The sequence below is a fragment of the Rickettsia endosymbiont of Seladonia tumulorum genome (genome assembly GCF_964030815.1).
Classification (GTDB): Bacteria; Pseudomonadota; Alphaproteobacteria; order Rickettsiales; family Rickettsiaceae; genus Rickettsia.
Map to the genome: position 1 here is coordinate 1,466,057 of NZ_OZ034963.1, position 18,042 is coordinate 1,484,098.

Below are 18,042 nucleotides of genomic sequence, written 5' to 3' on the forward strand. Positions count from 1 at the left end.
ATAAAATTCTAAGCTCTATAAACATTTCTAAAAAGATTTATAAAGCTTAAGCTACTATAGCTCAGGGGTAGAGCACTTCATTGGTAATGAAGAGGTCGGGGGTTCAATTCCCCCTAGTAGCACCACAAAATCCTCTTAGTACTGATTATTAAATTGCAATGGTTTTTATCGTAATTGCATGGAGTTTTTTATTTAATACCTCAGATAGAGCATTTTTTACTAGTTTATGTTGATTAATTAAAGTAAGTCCTTTAAACTGTATATCTGATAATTCTAATGCATAATGGTCTTGATCACCTACTAAATCGGTAATTTTAATTACACCATTTGGAAAAGATTTTTTAAGTATTTTTTCTAATTCTTCTGCAGATATTGCCATTATTTTATTAATTCCTATATAATATATACGTTATTAATTACTATATTATCTATAGAGTTCTATTGATAATAATGATTCTTGCGAATATAATTAATACTAAAATAATATATTACAGTAACATGAAAAAAGAAAGCGAAGAACTAAAATTATTTATTTTAGAATGTCTAAATGAAAAGAAAGCAGAAGATATCGATGTAATTGACTTGAGTGGTAAAAATAAGATAACTGATTATATTATATTTGCTAACGGCAGGTCAACTAAGAATGTTGGAGCAATAGCTGAATATGTGGCATTAGAGTTAAAAAATAAAGCCGGTATAAGCACTAATATAGAGGGGCTTGGTAAATCAGAGTGGGTACTAATAGATGCAGGTACTATTTTGGTTAATATCTTTTACCCTGAAGCAAGAACACATTTTAAACTTGAAGAAATTTGGAAAAAATAAATATTTTTAAATGAACGATCACATACTTATTAATGTTATAATTTTACTTGGTACTGCAGTCTTTATCGTGGCTATACTTAAGCGATTTAAGTTAAGTCCGGTACTTGGCTATCTAATTGCTGGAGCTGCAATTGGTGATCATGGTTTAAAAATTGTAACATATGACCAGACTAAGTTACTTGGCGAACTTGGTGTAGTATTTCTATTATTTGCGATAGGGCTTGAGCTATCTTTCGAGCGATTAAAAGCTATGAGACGGTATGTTTTTGGGCTTGGTACTTTACAAGTTCTAACAACCGCCATAGTAATTGCCGGTGCGATGGTGCTTATAGACGGCAATAGTAGTGCTGCTATTATTACCGGAGGCGGACTTGCACTTTCATCTACAGCCCTTGTTATGCAGGTCATTGAGGAAAACCGTAACCAATCAACACAAATCGGTAGAATTTCTTTAGCAATTCTGCTACTTCAAGATTTGGCTGTAGTACCATTGCTTGTAATAGTACCACTGCTTAGCGGTAATAGTCAGGCTTCTCTTGCGACAGCACTTGGTATTGCGTTTTTAAAAGCCATTGCTGCTTTACTTACTATATTTGTTGCGGGTCGTGTTTTACTTCGTCCAATATTTTCATTCATATCTTCCGAAAGTAATAGTGCTAATGAGCTACCTATTTCAATGACTTTGTTAATAGTGCTTTCTGCTGCTTGGGCTACTGAAACTTTCGGCTTATCGCTAGCACTTGGAGCTTTTGTTGCTGGAGTATTAGTTGCTGAAACTGAATTTAGACTACAAGCTGAAGAAAGTATTTACCCTTTCAAGAGTCTGTTCTTAGGGCTATTCTTCATGACTGTCGGTATGAATATCGACACACTTGAAATGTATGAAAAACTATCTCATATCCTTACTTTATCTATTGCTTTAATAGGTATCAAAACCTTAATAATAACAGCTTTTTGTATTTTATTTGGGTTTAATAAAGGTGTTGCTTTTTATTCAGGGCTTTTATTATCGCAGGGCGGAGAATTTGCTTTCATATTATTTAGCTTAGGTAAAGAAAGTGGTGTTTTAGAAGAAAGTAGTGCTAACATATTATTGCTTGTTGTTACCTTTACTATGGCACTTACACCGCTACTTGCAGCATTAGGACGAAAAATTGCTGAAAAAGTCGATAAAGGTCTCGGCAAGACCCCAACGCAAATTATAGAGCTTGGTACAAGAGATTTAACAAATCATATTATTATTGCGGGGCTTGGTAATATCGGTAAAATGGTCGCAAGGGTTTTAGAAGCTGAAGGAACAAGCTATGTAATATTAGATTTAGACGAAGATAGAGTTAAGGAAGGGTTAACAGACGGTTTTCCAGTTTTTAAAGGTGATGTATCACAGGCAGATACTCTAAAAGCCCTTGGTACAGATAGGGCTCTTGCTATCATACTTACTATGAATAATCAAGTAACTATAAAGAAATCGCTTAAAACAATTACCGCTAACTATCCTGATATGCAAGTTATCGTGAAGCTAAAAAGCCTTAAAAATTCCAGAGAGTTCTATGATTTAGGAGCAACCACGATTATCCCTGAAAGTTATGAAACAGGCCTTCAAATTGGCGGTACTGTTTTAAAATTCATAGGCATTAGCGAGCAAGAAATCAATAGAATAAAAGTACAATTTAGGCTTGGTAATTATATAGTAGCAAAGAAAGAGGATAGCTTATCGGAAGTAGAGTATAATGATTAAGATTCTCATTGCTTTAATTGCAATAATACTATCAACAACAATTAATGCCGATAATAAAAAGTTACCCATTCCAAGATTTATTTCAATAAAATCTAATGAAGTTAATGCACGAAGCGGTCCGACTACGAAAGCAGCAATAGAGTGGGTTTTTGTTAAAAAAGGTGAACCAGTAGAAATAATTGCCGAATATGAACAGTGGCGACAAGTACGTGATATTCATGGCGAAAGTGGCTGGATACATTCAAGCGTCTTATCAGGTAGAAGATCAGTAATTATTATTGCTGATCAAGAGATCGAATTACTTAAATATGCAAATATAGAGAGTAGAGTAATAGCAAAATTAATGCCTAAAGTTCGCTGTGGCTTAAAAAAATGCAAAGAACAATTTTGCCAAATTACCTGCAAAAATTACACTGGTTGGGTACTTAAAAAAGACCTCTGGGGGGTGTATGATGATAAAGATAGGTATTAAATGAAGACCGAATTACCCGAACGCTCTTTGCATATTAGAGGTAGGCTTGAGTCTATAAAATCGATGTCATCCCGTGGCTTGCTAACTAGATCCAGCATAAAGCGAGATAAATCGAGCTTTTAATTTAAATAGTATAATGAAACAATATTATGTATATATATTAGCAAGCCAGCGTAATGGTACATTTATATTGGCATAACCTCAAATATTATAAAACGTATTTACGAGCACAAAAATAAAATAGTTAAAGGATTTTCTTCTAAATATAACACAAATAAATTAGTTTATTTTGAACAATATAATGATATTATAGCGGCAATTAGTCGTGAAAAATTACTAAAAGAATATAAAAGACAATGGAAGTTAAATCTAATTGAATCTCAAAATCCAGAGTGGCATGATTTAAATGAAAACCGTATTACCTGAACGCTCTTTGCATATTAGAGGTAGGCTTGATTTTATAGTGCAGCAGATTTTAGAGCTTGCCCAAGATAAAATCGCCATGATTATCCTGTACGGCTCTTTTGCTAGAGGCGATTGGGTACGTGATCTACCTAACGGCTATCATAGTGATACGGATATTTTGATTATCTTAAAGAAAGGTAAGTATAAAGGTCATGCTACTTTAAACCTAAAAGATAGAATATATACAAGATTAAAAAGAAAAGGTGTAATAAAAGATCAAATTATCCCTTATGATTCACGGATATCAATAATTTTAGAATCAATAGAAGAGATAAATAGACAATTAGAAAAAGGACGTTATTTCTATACCGATCTTAAAAAAGAAGGGATACTTTTATACGACAGTGGTGAGTATATTTTAAGCGAGGCTAAAGATTTACCTTGGAGTGAGATGAAAGAAATCGCTCAAGATTATTTTGAAGAGTGGTTTAAGAGTGGTAAATATTTTTTAAAAACTTCTAAAAATGCTTTGGAAGAAGAAATTTTTAATATCAGTGCTTTTTTGCTTCATCAAGCTACCGAAAGTTTATACAGTGCTATTTTATTAGTTTTCTCTAATTATAAACCTAAGTTGCACGATATAGAAGAATTAGGTGGCATGGCAAAAAATTATGATAGTGAGTTATTACAAGTTTTTCCTATTGCAACACATGAACAAAAAGAATGTTTTGAGTTGTTAAAAAAAGCTTATGTTGATGCACGATATGATAAAAATTATAAGATCACGAAAGAACAGCTGCTTTATCTTATTGAGCGAATAGAAAAATTAAAAGAAATCACTGAAAGGATTTGTACAGCAAGGATTGGTGGGTAGGTTGTCATCCCGTGGCGGCATTGCCAGCGTGGATCAGTTTTTCCATCTGAGCTAAGGAAATTACGAAGTAATTGACGAAGCAAGGAAGTATAAAAATTGCTAATTTATAGCATTTTTTATTATTTTTCTGGATTGCCACGCTCATTTCATTCGCTCGCAATGACGACTCTCGATCCACGCAACAACGCCTGCTTGATTACGGGGGTGACACAGTAGGTGACGTTTTCATCACCTGCAATGTTTTCATCACCTGCAATACTTTAAACAACCCGCCCATTTCTTTCAGAGATATCAACCTATTTACTTGTCTCTCTATTAGCTCTGCTTGCTCGGAATTAAGTTTGTTTTGCAGCGTTTGCTTGCGTAGTAAAATCCCATTTTCTATTAAAAAATTATGTTGTAAGATTGTATCTATTATATTTATCTTGCTATTTTGAGCTACTGTTTTGAGTACATAAAAATCTACATGGGCTGATAAATCTGCCTCCCCTAAATTCTCAATTATTGGGCAATATTTATGATTTTTTATAGCTTGCAAGGTTGAGTTATATTGATATCTAGTCCTAATATTCGGGTTTATATCATAGCCGTAATCTATTATAAGACCGCTTCCGCCCAATTCTTTTATATGCTCGGATATAAATTTCATAATCTCTATAGATTTATAGGACTCTTCAAACACTGCTCCGTCTTTCGCATCTAAATGTGTCTTCTGTAAATATTCTTGTAATTGTTTACTAACAGCTATTTTATCATACTTGATTTTTCCATCTACCGGCTGCACTACAAATATTCTTTCATACCATGATTCTTTTACTTTGATATATTGCTTTATCGGCATAGCATCAAAGAACTCATTAGCTATTATTAGAGCGGGTTTTTTGGGGATATCCTCTATAGATACGTACCAATTAATCGGTAAATCAAAGTTTTGTAGATTGGATTTTTGCTGAACAATAAAATTTTCATTGATATCAATTAAGTTGATCGATAAAGCGTTATAAAATTCTGGAACTAATTTTGCTGTGCGTAATAAGTCCCGCATTAATAACCCTCTGCCAGGACCAAGCTCGACTATGCTAAGATTTTTAGGACTACCAATTCTTTGCCATTCTTTTATACACCATAAGCCTATAATTTCGCCAAATAGCTGCGAAACTTCAGGAGCGGTAGTAAAATCCCCTTCTTCTGCCAAGGATTTCGTTTGCCTATAATAAGAAGTTGGGCTTACATGTAAAACTTCCTGCATAAGACGATCACAAGTGATATAGCCACTTTGCTCAATTATTTCCCTTATTTTGTGATCGATCGACATTCTGCCTTTATTATTAAATAACTACCTAAAAGTAACAGCGGCATCGATAAAATTTGCCCCATAGTTAAACTATCAAAAATAAAGCCGATTTGCACATCCGGCTCTCTAAATATCTCAATAATTATTCTAAAAAGAGAATAAAACATTAAAAACAGACCTGAGTTTAAACCTTGCTTTTTAATTGTATTACGTTTAAATACAGCATAAGCCAAAATACAAAATAACACTAACCCTTCAAAGAAAGCTTCGTATAATTGACTAGGATGACGCAAGTTTAAATCACTATCTGGAAAAATTACACCAATAGATGAATTTGTAACACGCCCATATAACTCACCATTAATAAAATTGGCAATTCTGCCGAAAAATAAACCAATTGGGACTACTGGAGCAATAATATCGGTAAGACTTAAGAAATTAAGTTTATGTCGTTTGCAAAATATATAAGCAGTGATAATGACTCCTATAGCACCACCGTGAAAGGACATTCCGCCCTCATATGTTTTTAAAATCTCTATCGGATTTGAAAAATATTTATAAGGATTATATAATAGAATATAGCCGAGTCTGCCTCCAACTATTATCCCAATAATAACGTAAGTAACAAACTCTTCTAAATTTTTCTTGGTGATTTTTGTAGGAAATTTTTCTATAATTTTACTTGCATAAAACCAGCCAAGTAAAATTCCAACTATATATGAAAGAGAGTACCAAGATACGGCTAGCGGTCCTATAGAGAAAATAATAGGATTAATATTCGGGAATGTCATAGTTAAAAAGTTATTTTGTTCTTTTTAGTTAAATTTATTGATAAAAATAAAATTTTTAGGAATAATAAAAATTTATTTATAATCATACATAATAATATGGTAAGTAAAATATGCAATATTTAATGGATTTATATCGTACATCAAGTACTGAAATAATAATGTTATTTGTTATGCTGGTATCTATTTTAAAGACACTATGCTTGGGCTAATTGCAAGTCTTCAACTAACCAGTCAAGATATTATCAATATAGGTGACTGGGTGCGTATTGGTGAAGTCGAAGGGACTGTAGAAAAAATTACTATTTCTGTAGTGACAATTAGAAATTTTGATCAATCTATTTCAACTATTCCTACTTCTAGTGTTTTAAGCTCCAACGTTATAAATTATAAAGGAGTCGATGAGGCAGGAGCAAGAAGAGTAAAAAGAGAATTTAATATAAATATGGCAACTATTAATTTTTGTGATTCTACTATTTTAACAAATCTCAAAAAATCTCCTTATCTATCAAAAGATGTAATCAATAAAATCACTCTTGATAAAGACGAAAAAGATCTAACAAATATCAAAATATTTAAATTATATGTTCAAGAATATCTAAAAAATAATCCTGCTATTTATACTGAAGGGTTTACTTTTTTAGTTAGACAACTTCAGCCAACTGTTAATGGCTTACCTAAAGAAACAAGTTTAATAGGATACGAAAAAGTTCAAGCCGATATTTTTGAACATATAATTTCCGTATTGCCTGAATTTAAATTAAAAATCTTCCAAAATGTCGGTATAGTTGTAGGGTATTTTGTCATCCCGTGGCTTGTCCACGGGATCCAGTAATTAAAAATACAAATAAAAATTAAAGCTCGATTTCTCTCACTTTATGCTGGATCTAGTTCCCAAGCCACGGGATGACATCCTCATCAATTGTTCTTGATTATTTTATTTAAATCCTATAAAATTTAAAGTTCTAAAATATAAAAAATTAAGTACTTACTAATGAATAATAATATAGTTAATCTTGTAGCAGCCATTGTACTGTCTTTAGGTATAATTTTTGGTTGGCAATATTTTATTGTAAAACCGCAGCAGCAAAAGCAGCAACAACAAATAGCGTTGCAGAAAGCAAAAGATTTAAAGAAAAAAGAATCTGCACAATTAGAGGCTACACCTGTTATTGTTCAAGAAGCAAGTCAAGCACCACGTATTAAAATAGACTCGAATGCACTTTCTGGTTCTATTTCGTTAAAAGGACTTAGATTTGATGATTTAATTTTGAAAAAATATAAGCAAGATTTATCTGAAAATAGCCCTGAAGTGGTATTATTTTCACCATCTGATACTAAAGATGCGTATTTTGCAGAAATAGGTTGGGTGAGTAACTTATCTAGTGTAAAGCTACCTAATAACGAAACTATATGGAATAGTGATAGTGAAATATTAACTCCTGAAAAACCAGTTAATTTATTTTGGGTTAATGAGGATAGGGTTAAATTTTTAGTAGCTATTACAGTAGATGAAAATTATTTATTTACTATAGAACAAACTATCGTCAATAATAGCAATCAAGAACTTCCTGTGCAATCTTATGGCTTAATAAATCGTAAATATACTGCTGTAGAAAAAGCCGTAAATATACTACATCAAGGTCCTATTGGGTGTATAGATGAAAACCTAAAAGAATATTCATATGATGATATTAAGGACAAAAAAAGTGAGAAGTTTTCCGCAAGTAAAGTTGATTGGATCGGAATTACTGATAAATATTGGCTTACTTCTTTAATTCCTGATAAATCAAGTAATTATAGTTCAAACTTTAATTATGCAGTTAAACAAGAAGTAGAGCGATATCAAGTAGATTTTATTTCACCTGTACAAATAGTAAAGCCAGGTGAGAATTTTTCTATTAAAGGAAGACTTTTTGCAGGAGCAAAGAAAGTAGATTTGCTAGACAAATACGAAAAACAATATAACATTAAATTATTTGATAGAGCTATAGATTTCGGTTGGTTTTATATAATTACTAAGCCAGTTTTCTATGCTATGAACTTCTTTTATAAATATGTTGGTAATTTCGGTATCAGTATCTTAATAGTTACTGTTATTATTAAGTTACTGATGTTTACTTTGGCTAATAAATCCTATCGTTCAATGAAAAGAATGAAGAATTTACAGCCTGAAATCAATAGGATAAAAAATTTATATGGTGATGATAAAGCTCGTTTAAATCAAGAAATTATGGCTTTATATAAAAAGGAAAAAGTAAATCCCGTAGCAGGTTGTTTGCCTATAATTGTTCAAATACCGGTATTTTTCTCTATCTATAAAGTGCTTTATGTTACTATTGAAATGCGTCAAGCACCATTTTATGGCTGGATTAAAGACTTATCCGCTCCTGATCCTACTAGTATCTTTAACTTATTTGGGTTATTGCCGTTTTCTCTACCTTCGTTCTTAATGGTTGGTGCATGGCCTATCTTAATGGCTATTACTATGTTCCTGCAACAAAGAATGAGTCCTGAGCCTGCTGATCCAGTACAAGCTCAAGTAATGAAATTTATGCCTTTAGTTTTCCTAGTAATGTTTAGTAGTTTTCCGGCAGGTCTTTTAATATATTGGTCTTGGAACAATATTTTATCCATAATCCAGCAATATTATATTAATAAGCTAGATAAATAAATGGAGTGTTTATAATATAATTGATGAAAATTGATAAAAATTTACCTAACTATTTGACGATTGCCCGAATAGCTGCAATTCCAGTTATTATACTAACATTTTATGTTAATAGCCCTCTTGCCCGCATACTTGGAGCTTTACTATTTGTGCTAGCTAGTATTACGGATTTTTTTGATGGTTATATTGCAAGAAAATATAACTTGGTTACAAGTTTTGGTAAAATGCTCGACCCTATTGCTGATAAATTATTAGTCGGCTGTGTTATTATAATGTTATTGAAGAAAAGTGATGTAGATGAAATTCCTTGTTTATTGATATTGGCAAGAGAGTTTTTAGTTAGCGGTCTTCGAGAATTTTTAGCATTAGTTAAAGTTAGTGTTCCTGTCTCAACACTTGCAAAAACTAAAACCTTTTTACAAATGTTTGCTTTATCAATATTAGTATTAGGCTCAAAAGGTTCTAATATTATCTATCTTGATTTAGTTGGAGAAATAATTTTATGGATTGCAGCTTTTTTAACAATCATAACTGGTTATTCTTACTTTAAAGCATGTAAGAAATATTTTTAATTTTTAGGTTCATTAAATATGCTTGCCGATAAAAAAATTATAAAAGTAGAAGTAAGTAAAGAGCATTTAAAAACGCTAAATGAAGCTTCAACTCTTTTAATAAGTTGCGTAGATTTTAGATTGATAGATGAAACAGACAAGTTAATGAAGCAATTAGGTTTAGAGGATGATTTCGATAAGGTATCACTTCCTGGAGCCTCGCTTGCTCTTGTTAATGAGAAATATACCCATTGGGGAAAGACTATAGAAGATACTATAGAAATTCTACAAGACTTACATAACATCAAGCAAATTATTTTCCTTGATCATCGTGAATGTGGGACTTATAAAAAGCTTATAGCTGAAGAACGTTTAAGCACTAAAGAAAAAGAAACCGAAGCACATACGGAAATTTTAAATAAAGCCCGTAAGATAATCAAAGAAAAATTCCCCCAACTAAAAGTTTACACATTCTTAATGGGTCTTGATGGCGTGATAGAACAGATTTATGAGCGTCATCCTGTGGATTGCTAGGCATTGTTGCAGGTTCTTATCCTGCAAAAGGTGTTAACTTAAGGCTCGATGTCAAGCCACGGGATGACACCCATATACTTTCGAGGGAATAACATAAATTAAAGGATTTGGTAGCAGAAATCTTAAGTATATGAAGCGTTTTGCTGAAGAGTATAAAGATTTAGAATTTGTGCAGCAGGTTGCTGCACAATTACCTTGGTTTCTATAGTTGTTTTATTAGATAAGATAAAAGATAATCAGCATATTTGTGCTAATTTCATATTTGATTTCAAGATTTTATTCTGAACCAATTAATAGATTTTTTAGACAATGTTTAAATAATAGAAATTTAAAGGTAATCAATTAATACTTATTATAATCTGCTCTAGAGATTTCTATTTAAGATAAACGATTATGTGCTAATTTATAAACTGTATTTTGATCACGTCGTCCTATAGCTATAACTTGTACTACCAACCTCGTATCTATAACTTTATAGACTAGTCTATAACCCACCGTGCGAAGTTTAATTTTATAACAATTCGGCATAGTACTAAGCCTGTTTTTAGGGATATGCGGATTTGTAAGACGTTCTTGTAATTTAGTTTTAAATTGCTTTTGAATATCTGGAGCTAATTTTTTCCATTCTTTTTTTATAGTGAATTCAATTGAATTCGGGACTAGACGCAAGGAGCGATGCCTATAATAATAGGTGAGCGACGAGTAACGACGTCCCGTGTTCAAGTCAATTTACTATAGCGGTTTCTAAAAAGGTTAATTCATAAGTCATTAATATTTACCGATATTTCTTTATCATTTTTACGCTCCTCTATAATTTTGCCTAGTTCAATATCATCAATCATTTCCATCATAACTTCATATAAATCAGCAGGAACACAGTAAAAAACAGGTTGATTACGATTTAATATAGCAAGAGGTTTTCCTCCAGCACTTTGTACAGTTCCCATAGGGTTTGATTTGAGCTCAGAAACACTTGCAACTACATCAGAACAAATTATATGACTCATAATAATACTTTTAAATTACTTTAATTAGTACTAATAATAATACTTTTAATAAAACTATTCAATGGCAAAATATAACTGCTAAAGTTTTTGCTTGCCTTGCTTATAAAGAAAAGTTAAAATTCAGTTTATTTATATAGAATATTCTAACATGCAAATTAAAGAAATTTTTTCTTGTTCTGTAGAAAAGGCTTGTGAGTTGCCGTTATTTGACACAAAAGTACAGGCAGGTTATCCGTCGCCTGCTGACGGATATATGAGTAATAGCCTTGATTTGAATAGCCATTTAATTAAGCATCCTAAATCAACTTTTTTTGTTCAAGTAACCGGTGATTCTATGATAGATACCGGTATTAGAGAAAATGATTTATTGATAGTTGATAAATCTCTACCCCCTACTAATAATAAAATAGTAATTGCTGTTATTAATAACGAATTTACTGTAAAACGCTTAAAATTTATCAACGACGAAGCTTACTTAATGCCTGAAAATAAAGATTTCCCACCTACCAAAATTGAAAATGGTACATATATCTGGGGAGTTGTCACAAGCGTAATCCAACAGTTTTAATTTTTCCAAAGGAAGATTCAAGTTATAATTTCTTCATCTTCTCTTGCAAAGAATTCTGATGCAAACGAATTTTTAAGCTTTCAAAATCAACTATTTCTGCTTTTTGATTTTGGCAGCTACAAGCAAAAATGTATTTTCTTTCATCTTCAACTTTTTGTATACACTGACCACAAATTCCTTTCATCATGCATTGCATAGATGAATTAACACTAACAATTATCTCTGCACTTTCACCGAATATTTTTAAACTTTTTAACTCTTCTGCTATTTCAGGTGATGCATTAATTATTACTCTATCTATTAAAGTTAGTTTTTGTGTTTTTATTTCAGGATAGGTAAAAAACATAACTTCGTTATTGTTATCTTTTAGAGTTTTAATTAAAACATTATTCGGTTCAGTGTCAATAACTATTATTCTTTTATTATTTGGTATCTCTAATGGCATCCCGCTTGGTCCCATCAAAACTACTTTTTCCTCTTCAGAAAATAATTTACATAAGTTAGTTGATTTACCGACATCATATATTATAAAACTAATTAAACCGCTTTCTACATTAATATCCGCAACGCTTAGGGCTAAAGGCTCTATTAATTTAGTTATATCATTAGAATAATTTTGTAAACGGAAAAACTGCCCTGGCTTAAAATTCCTAGCAGCAAGCGGTGAGTGAATTACTAACTCAAAAATTTTATCGCCTAAGATGTTTATTTTGTGAACCTTGCTAATTAACAAATCATCTAGCTGTTTTACAAAGTTTTTATAATCACCTTTAAAATTCGGGTTATTATTTGCCAACTTCTTATTAATAGCCTCATAGCCATCTTTGCTGTTAGCAAGTGCCTTAACTACACTACCTGAGTATTTAGGATTGCAGTCTCCAAAGTAGCTATATTTATCTTCATCAAATTCGGTATTGTTTTCTATACCAATTGCCATGATCACGGTTTTGGCTTTGACGTCATTGCGAGCAGCCTTTGGCTGCGTGGCAATCTTAGGAGTTTGACTTAACGAGATTGCCGCGTCAATGCTACGCATTTCCTCGCAATGACGGTCTCTATTCCCAAATTCCACGGACTCCACATGCCCATATTTATCATTATTAATTCTCAAAGGCTGCATATTTTCTTCAAAATTAACTCCTAATGCTAATGCATATATTAGCTCCTCATGATTTAATTTATATGCTGGCGAATCTTGCAGCTTCCCACGATAATAAATAGTAGCTCCGCCCAGTTTCTTAAAAACCTCTTTCAGCTCTTCATTATTCTTAGCTTTCTCAAATAATTTTGCATGAGCAATAAATTCCTCGGCTATTTCCTTATCTTCTTCAGTCCAATCTTTTTCCGTATAATCTTTGCCGTATTTGGCAACAGCAAACTCGTAATCTTTAACAAAACTCTCTACCTGCTTTTTATAATAATATAAGCTTTCTATTGCTGCATCTAGGGAGGTAAGACCGCCACCAATTACCGCAATCGGCATTCTAATAAGCATATTAGTATTAGAGTTTTCTAAAAACGCTCCACCGCTTTGCAAAGTCATTAAAAAGTCCGAAGCTGTTTTAACACCTTTAGCATCAAAATTCTCTATATCTAAAATTTTTGGCTTGCCAGCTCCAATACAGAAAGCTATATGATCAAAACCTAAATCAAAGGCTTGCTCTTTCGTTATATTAAAATCTAAAGCCACCCCATCATAATATTTAAACTTATTATTTCGCTCTAATATTAGCCTTAATATATCAAGATTGTTTTTATCCCAGCGAACAGTAATACCATACTCCGCTACTCCGCCAAATCCTTTCGGTACTCTTTTAGATAATTTATTTTTATATTCATGCCAAAATTTTATTGGCTTATGAATATCAAAAGGTAGAGGAGTAATTTTTAAACCATCAATAGCCGTGACATTATGACCAGATCGTAATAAATAATAACTAAGACTGAAACCTGCTGGACCAAGCCCTGTAACCAGAATATTATAGTTAGTAGATTCTTTTGGCAGCGGGTTATAAATATTAAGCGGATTCCAACGAGTTAAAAGTAGATATATCTCTAAGCCATAAGGTAACTTAAGCGTTTCTTCTAAAATATTTGACTCTATTAGCGGTATATTTACTGGATCTTGCTTTTGATAAATACAAGCCTTTGAGCAATCATTACAAATCCTATGACCGGTAGCCGCAACCATTGGGTTATCTATAACAATAATCGCAAGAGCACTTAAATTAAAGCCTTGAGCCTTAACGTAATTCATCTCGGAAATTTTTTGTTTTAGGGTGCAACCGGTTGTCATTGCGAGTGATTGAAAGGAGCGTGGCAATCTCATAAGAACTCCTGAGATTGCTTCGTCGCTACGTTCCTCGCAATGAAGAGATTGAGGAATGAAATTTATTCCCCTAGAACAACTATCCTTATCCTGTTTATGACAATAAATACAATAATGAGAGTGGTTTAAAGCTTCATCCAGATTTAAAAAGGAATCTGTATAATCAAAATTTAACCTTTCGTTTTTTTGATATTTAGATATTTTTTTATCATCTATTAGGTTTTCTTTGTCTAGCTTTTGTGGGAGATCAAACAAGATGTCATTCCGCGACTTGATCGCGGAATCTATTTGTTTTTTCTGGATCCCGTGGCGGGGCCACGGGATGACACCATCAATAAAGCCACGAGATGACACCCTATAAGCAGCATATTGTGCGGCTATATCTAATTCTTTTACAAAACTCTCTTCTGCTTGTTGCCATATAATTACTTGTTTAGCGAAATCTCTAGAAGTAAAATTTTTACCTATTAAATCAGCTAATTTTAAATATATATCCTCAAAATCTATATCTTTTATTTTTTCTTGTGAATATTTCTTGATGGCATAACGCTGGACAAATTTTCTTTTACACTCATAAATAATATCAAAATCTTTATGCTGTAATCTCAAACTTGTAACTTCGTTTGAAATACAAAATAATTCTGCTAGAAAATCATCTAAGTAAGGAGATATATTTAATAAAAATTCGGAATAATCTTGAGAGAGAATAGAATAAGGATTAGATCTAAATAATAATATATTATCATAAAGCGATTTGTTGGCTTTAAAGAGATAATCTAAAAATATTTGATCTAATTTTTTAAGACCGGTTAAATCTAATTTTTTAAAATCTAGATTAAAACCAAGCTTCATAGGTAATAAATAACTCTTTTTGAAAAGCGTTTATATACTAAGTAACTTATACAAACAGTAATAAAAGCTACTATAATAGATTTACCTATTGATATTGGGTCCGGTAATGTCCCATTAATTACTAATGATTGTGCAGGTCTTATAATTATAAAGAATGGGTTAAGTTCAAAGAAGTCTCTTTGAGCTTCAGGGATTAATGAATATGGATAAACTATAGGTATACTCCAATAAATGACTCCTAAAACAACATTTAATATTTGTGGAATATCGCGGATATAAGGCGTTAGAAAAGCCATTGCAATAGATCCACTAATTGTACAAATTATTAGTGGTAAAATTAATATTGGCATAAATATTATTTGCCATGAAAATTTTTCTGGAAACAATAAAATAAAAGCAACATACATTGCCAAAAATGAGCAAAATAGATTGTATAGCTGTGCTAAACTATCTGCAACTGGGAAAAAAGTCTTAGAAATTCTAACTTTTTTTATTATTTGGTCACGTACTACTAAAGAATTTGAAGAAGTTGTTAAGCTAGTTACTAGAAAAGTCCATAAAGGAATTCCTCCAACTAAATTCATTATCAAAAACTCTCTTGGCTGATTCAATAAAAAGCCAAAAAAATACGAAATTACCAATATATTAACAAATGGTTGAATCAAACTCCATAAAGATCCTAAAAATGAATCTTTGTTTTGCTTAATTATAGAAGCTCTAACTAATAATATTACCGCTTCCCAATATTTTTTAGATAAAAAATACTTTATCATTTATGTTTTTCTCTATTGTAAATTTTAAATATTTCTGAAGGTTTACCATCAGCAACAATACTACCATCACGTAATAAAATACATCTATTACAATTATCTTTTACAAGTTCTTCTTGATGACTTACTATTATTGAAATAGGTGTATTTTTAAATTTATTTTTCATTAAATTTAAAGATTTTTTTATAAAATAACTATCTCCTGCAGCAAAAATTTCATCAAGTAATAGTATTTGTGGATGTTGAAATATTGATATGGAAAAAGCAATTCGAGATAACATTCCGGAACTATAATTTTTTATAGGTAAATCAATTTTGCTACCTAATTCCGAAAATTCTATAATTTCCTGCTCTACTTCTTTATTATATTTATCTAGCATATTATTATATAACATCAACATTTTGATGTTATCACGCCCTGTTTGTTCTTGCTCAAACCCAGCACTCATATCTATTATAGGTGCAATATCACCACAAACACTTATTGTTCCTTTTATTGGCGGATAAATTCCTGCAATCATTTTTAAAAGAGAACTTTTTCCCGAGCCATTACTACCAATAAAGGCTACTTTTTCTCCCTCATAGCAAGAAAAATTAATATTATTCAATATTGGTATATTTGGAGAAAAAGAAGTTCCTCTATTAAGAAAGAAATGCTTTAATCCTTGTGCTCGTTTATGGGTATCTATGCCCTCAACGTAAGCGTTTTTTATCTCTATAAATACTTTAGAATGATTAAAAGACATAAAATCAATATTTTATATTATTTTCTATCCAATCTAAAATTTCTTGTTTTGGATTATTTTGCTTTATTCCTACTTTTATATCTAATTGTTCACCATCTTTAAATAAAATCAAAGTTGGTATACTTTTTATTCCAAGTTTGCTAGGTGTTTCGGAATCATCTACTATATTCATTTTAAGTACTTTTACTTTATTCTCTAGCTCTTTACTTATTTCCTCTATTATTGGGGTTAACATTCTGCACGGACCACACCACTCAGCCCAAAAATCTACTAATACAGGTAAATTTGATTTTAGTACTTCCTCTTCAAAAGATTTATCTGTTACATTGCTTGCCATATGTCCTCTATATTTTTTACAAGTAAAATTATAAATTACCAAATTATACTTGTAAATAATGAAAATTTTTATTTATTATACTTATTTTTTTGTTATAATATATCCGCATTATTAAAGCTGCTGTTTCTTCTATTGATTTTGTTGATACATCTATTACTGGCCAGTTTCTTAGTTCACAAATTTTTTTAACTTCTAAACATTCTTTTTGTACTATATTAAAATCTGTATAATTTCTATTTTCATTAATTTGTAGCAAATTCAGCCTAGTTTCTCTTATTTCTATTAATCTATTTGGATTAATTACAAGCCCTACTACCAATTGATCTATATCTTTTTCTATAAAATCAGGGAACGGGCAATTATAAACATAAGGAATATTTGCCGTCTTTAGCCCATTATATGCTAAAAATATCGAAGTAGGGGTCTTAGAAGTTCTAGATGGACCTATTAACACAATATCCGCAAACTGTAACTCATTAAGCAGCTGTCCATCATCATGTCTTATAGCATAATCAATAGCATTAAGAGTATCAAAATAAGTTTTATTGAATTTATAATTATAATTTTGCTCTTTTTCTATCTCAATTCCTGAAAAAACTGACATTTCTTTGATAATTTTACCTATTACCGAAATACAAGGAATTTTTAATTCATAACAAAATTTTGTCAGAGTCTTCCTTAGTTCTTGATCCGCAATCGTGTATAAGACAATACCATGCTTTGATTCTATCTTACTCAGTACTTCTTTTAATAATTCTAAATTTCTAATCATTGGCCAATGATACAATTTTGGTTTTAAAGAAGTAAATTGAGCAAGAGCAGAATGAGCTGCACTCTTTGCAGTTTGAACAGAAGAGTCTGAAACTAGGTGAATAATCAGCTTTGTCATATTTTACACATACTAATGTGGATAAAAATTTTGATAACTTATTATTTTTCTTATTAAAAATTTTTTAAAAATATCCAAAATCCTTATTAAATCAAGTAAATCTTGTATTGTTCACTTTAAACAAACAGTTTGTGGATAAAATTGTGAATAAGTAACATTTTTCTTTGAAAATATCACCTTTTCTAAGTAATAAAGAGCTATTACACTTAGTTATCCACTTATAAAAACTTAACTCAAATTTATGTGAATAATTATTAAAATTACTTATTTTATAGGAATATTTTTAATATATATTTTGTTGATAACTATGTAGAAAACATTTAATCTACATAATTCTACTTACATATACAATAAATAAAGAATATATTATAATTATTTTTATTAGTAACAGT

General features: G+C 31.1%; 17 protein-coding genes, 1 tRNA gene and 4 pseudogenes. 12 read left to right on the forward strand and 10 right to left on the reverse strand.

The features are described 5' to 3' along the window. Positions 1-50: 50 nt before the first annotated feature. A tRNA-Thr gene (locus AAHF54_RS07320) sits at positions 51-125 on the forward strand. A 23-nt stretch (positions 126-148) separates the two neighbouring features. On the opposite strand, the gene AAHF54_RS07325 is transcribed toward AAHF54_RS07320, so the two are convergent. Further along, complete coding sequence (locus tag AAHF54_RS07325) at positions 149-379, reverse strand: BolA/IbaG family iron-sulfur metabolism protein (RefSeq protein ID WP_016948072.1); 231 nt, start codon at positions 377-379, stop codon at positions 149-151. Positions 380-498: 119 nt separating this feature from the next. Between AAHF54_RS07325 and rsfS the strand changes: the two genes are divergently transcribed. From rsfS to AAHF54_RS07350, 5 genes and pseudogenes are all read left to right on the forward strand, one after another. Continuing rightward, positions 499-825 (forward strand): ribosome silencing factor, encoded by a 327-nt coding sequence (gene rsfS / locus AAHF54_RS07330; RefSeq protein WP_341788586.1) that lies wholly within the window; start codon positions 499-501, stop codon positions 823-825. Positions 826-835: 10 nt separating this feature from the next. Then, the gene (locus AAHF54_RS07335; RefSeq protein ID WP_342170005.1) at positions 836-2,563 is read left to right on the forward strand and encodes a monovalent cation:proton antiporter-2 (CPA2) family protein; all 1,728 of its coding nucleotides are present in this window, start codon (positions 836-838) and stop codon (positions 2,561-2,563) included. Next, positions 2,556-3,035 carry an SH3 domain-containing protein gene (locus AAHF54_RS07340; RefSeq protein WP_342170006.1) on the forward strand — a complete coding sequence of 160 codons (480 nt, stop codon included), beginning with the start codon at positions 2,556-2,558 and terminating at the stop codon, positions 3,033-3,035. Before AAHF54_RS07335 ends, AAHF54_RS07340 begins: the two co-directional genes overlap by 8 nt. Before the next feature lie 136 nt (positions 3,036-3,171). Further along, positions 3,172-3,461 (forward strand): annotated as a pseudogene (locus tag AAHF54_RS07345) (GIY-YIG nuclease family protein). Beyond that, positions 3,442-4,314 carry a HEPN domain-containing protein gene (locus AAHF54_RS07350; RefSeq protein ID WP_341788589.1) on the forward strand — a complete coding sequence of 291 codons (873 nt, stop codon included), beginning with the start codon at positions 3,442-3,444 and terminating at the stop codon, positions 4,312-4,314. Before AAHF54_RS07345 ends, AAHF54_RS07350 begins: the two are co-directional and overlap by 20 nt. A gap of 196 nt (positions 4,315-4,510) precedes the next feature. On the opposite strand, the gene AAHF54_RS07355 is transcribed toward AAHF54_RS07350, so the two are convergent. Both AAHF54_RS07355 and lgt read right to left on the reverse strand, forming a co-directional pair. Then, a complete protein-coding gene (locus AAHF54_RS07355) occupies positions 4,511-5,629 on the reverse strand; it encodes a class I SAM-dependent methyltransferase (protein ID WP_342170007.1) in 1,119 nt (372 codons plus the stop codon). Continuing rightward, positions 5,608-6,399, reverse strand: a complete 792-nt coding sequence (lgt, locus tag AAHF54_RS07360; protein WP_342170008.1) for a prolipoprotein diacylglyceryl transferase — start codon at positions 6,397-6,399, stop codon at positions 5,608-5,610. Before lgt ends, AAHF54_RS07355 begins: the two co-directional genes overlap by 22 nt. Positions 6,400-6,583: 184 nt before the next feature. On the opposite strand from lgt, the pseudogene AAHF54_RS07365 reads away from it, so the two are divergent. The 5 genes and pseudogenes from AAHF54_RS07365 to AAHF54_RS07385 form a co-directional block, all read left to right on the forward strand. Continuing rightward, positions 6,584-7,231: pseudogene (locus AAHF54_RS07365) on the forward strand (mechanosensitive ion channel domain-containing protein); the annotation flags it as partial. 159 nt (positions 7,232-7,390) lie between these two features. Further along, positions 7,391-9,070 (forward strand): membrane protein insertase YidC, encoded by a 1,680-nt coding sequence (gene yidC / locus AAHF54_RS07370; RefSeq protein WP_341788592.1) that lies wholly within the window; start codon positions 7,391-7,393, stop codon positions 9,068-9,070. A 23-nt stretch (positions 9,071-9,093) separates the two neighbouring features. Beyond that, complete coding sequence (gene pgsA / locus AAHF54_RS07375) at positions 9,094-9,639, forward strand: CDP-diacylglycerol--glycerol-3-phosphate 3-phosphatidyltransferase (protein WP_341788593.1); 546 nt, start codon at positions 9,094-9,096, stop codon at positions 9,637-9,639. Between the two features lie 15 nt (positions 9,640-9,654). Next, a pseudogene (locus tag AAHF54_RS07380) lies at positions 9,655-10,152 on the forward strand (carbonic anhydrase); the annotation flags it as partial. Between the two features lie 130 nt (positions 10,153-10,282). Further along, positions 10,283-10,360 carry a hypothetical protein gene (locus AAHF54_RS07385; RefSeq protein ID WP_342170244.1) on the forward strand — a complete coding sequence of 26 codons (78 nt, stop codon included), beginning with the start codon at positions 10,283-10,285 and terminating at the stop codon, positions 10,358-10,360. Positions 10,361-10,530: 170 nt separating this feature from the next. Here AAHF54_RS07385 and AAHF54_RS07390 read toward each other — a convergent pair whose 3' ends face one another. Both AAHF54_RS07390 and AAHF54_RS07395 read right to left on the reverse strand, forming a co-directional pair. Beyond that, on the reverse strand, positions 10,531-10,875 hold the full coding sequence (locus AAHF54_RS07390) for a type II toxin-antitoxin system RelE/ParE family toxin (RefSeq protein ID WP_341788595.1): 345 nt from the start codon (positions 10,873-10,875) through the stop codon (positions 10,531-10,533). Between the two features lie 35 nt (positions 10,876-10,910). Further along, positions 10,911-11,159 carry a type II toxin-antitoxin system Phd/YefM family antitoxin gene (locus AAHF54_RS07395; protein WP_341788596.1) on the reverse strand — a complete coding sequence of 83 codons (249 nt, stop codon included), beginning with the start codon at positions 11,157-11,159 and terminating at the stop codon, positions 10,911-10,913. A gap of 148 nt (positions 11,160-11,307) precedes the next feature. Here AAHF54_RS07395 and AAHF54_RS07400 point away from each other — a divergent pair, with 148 nt between their 5' ends. Then, positions 11,308-11,727, forward strand: coding sequence for a translesion error-prone DNA polymerase V autoproteolytic subunit (locus tag AAHF54_RS07400; protein WP_341788597.1), 420 nt, complete (start codon positions 11,308-11,310; stop codon positions 11,725-11,727). Between the two features lie 22 nt (positions 11,728-11,749). On the opposite strand, the gene AAHF54_RS07405 is transcribed toward AAHF54_RS07400, so the two are convergent. The 5 genes and pseudogenes from AAHF54_RS07405 to AAHF54_RS07425 all read right to left on the reverse strand — a co-directional run bounded on the left by AAHF54_RS07405 (position 11,750) and on the right by AAHF54_RS07425 (position 17,650). Then, a complete protein-coding gene (locus AAHF54_RS07405; protein ID WP_342170009.1) occupies positions 11,750-14,908 on the reverse strand; it encodes an FAD-dependent oxidoreductase in 3,159 nt (1,052 codons plus the stop codon). After that, positions 14,905-15,681: an ABC transporter permease gene (locus AAHF54_RS07410; RefSeq protein ID WP_341788599.1), complete on the reverse strand. Its 777-nt coding sequence runs from the start codon at positions 15,679-15,681 to the stop codon at positions 14,905-14,907. The genes AAHF54_RS07405 and AAHF54_RS07410 overlap by 4 nt, the downstream gene beginning before the upstream one ends. Then, on the reverse strand, positions 15,678-16,424 hold the full coding sequence (locus tag AAHF54_RS07415; protein WP_341788600.1) for an ABC transporter ATP-binding protein: 747 nt from the start codon (positions 16,422-16,424) through the stop codon (positions 15,678-15,680). Before AAHF54_RS07415 ends, AAHF54_RS07410 begins: the two co-directional genes overlap by 4 nt. Before the next feature lie 4 nt (positions 16,425-16,428). Continuing rightward, the gene (gene trxA / locus AAHF54_RS07420; RefSeq protein WP_341788601.1) at positions 16,429-16,761 is read right to left on the reverse strand and encodes a thioredoxin; all 333 of its coding nucleotides are present in this window, start codon (positions 16,759-16,761) and stop codon (positions 16,429-16,431) included. A gap of 68 nt (positions 16,762-16,829) precedes the next feature. After that, positions 16,830-17,650, reverse strand: a pseudogene (locus AAHF54_RS07425) (pyruvate, water dikinase regulatory protein). Between the last annotated feature and the right edge of the window lie 392 nt (positions 17,651-18,042).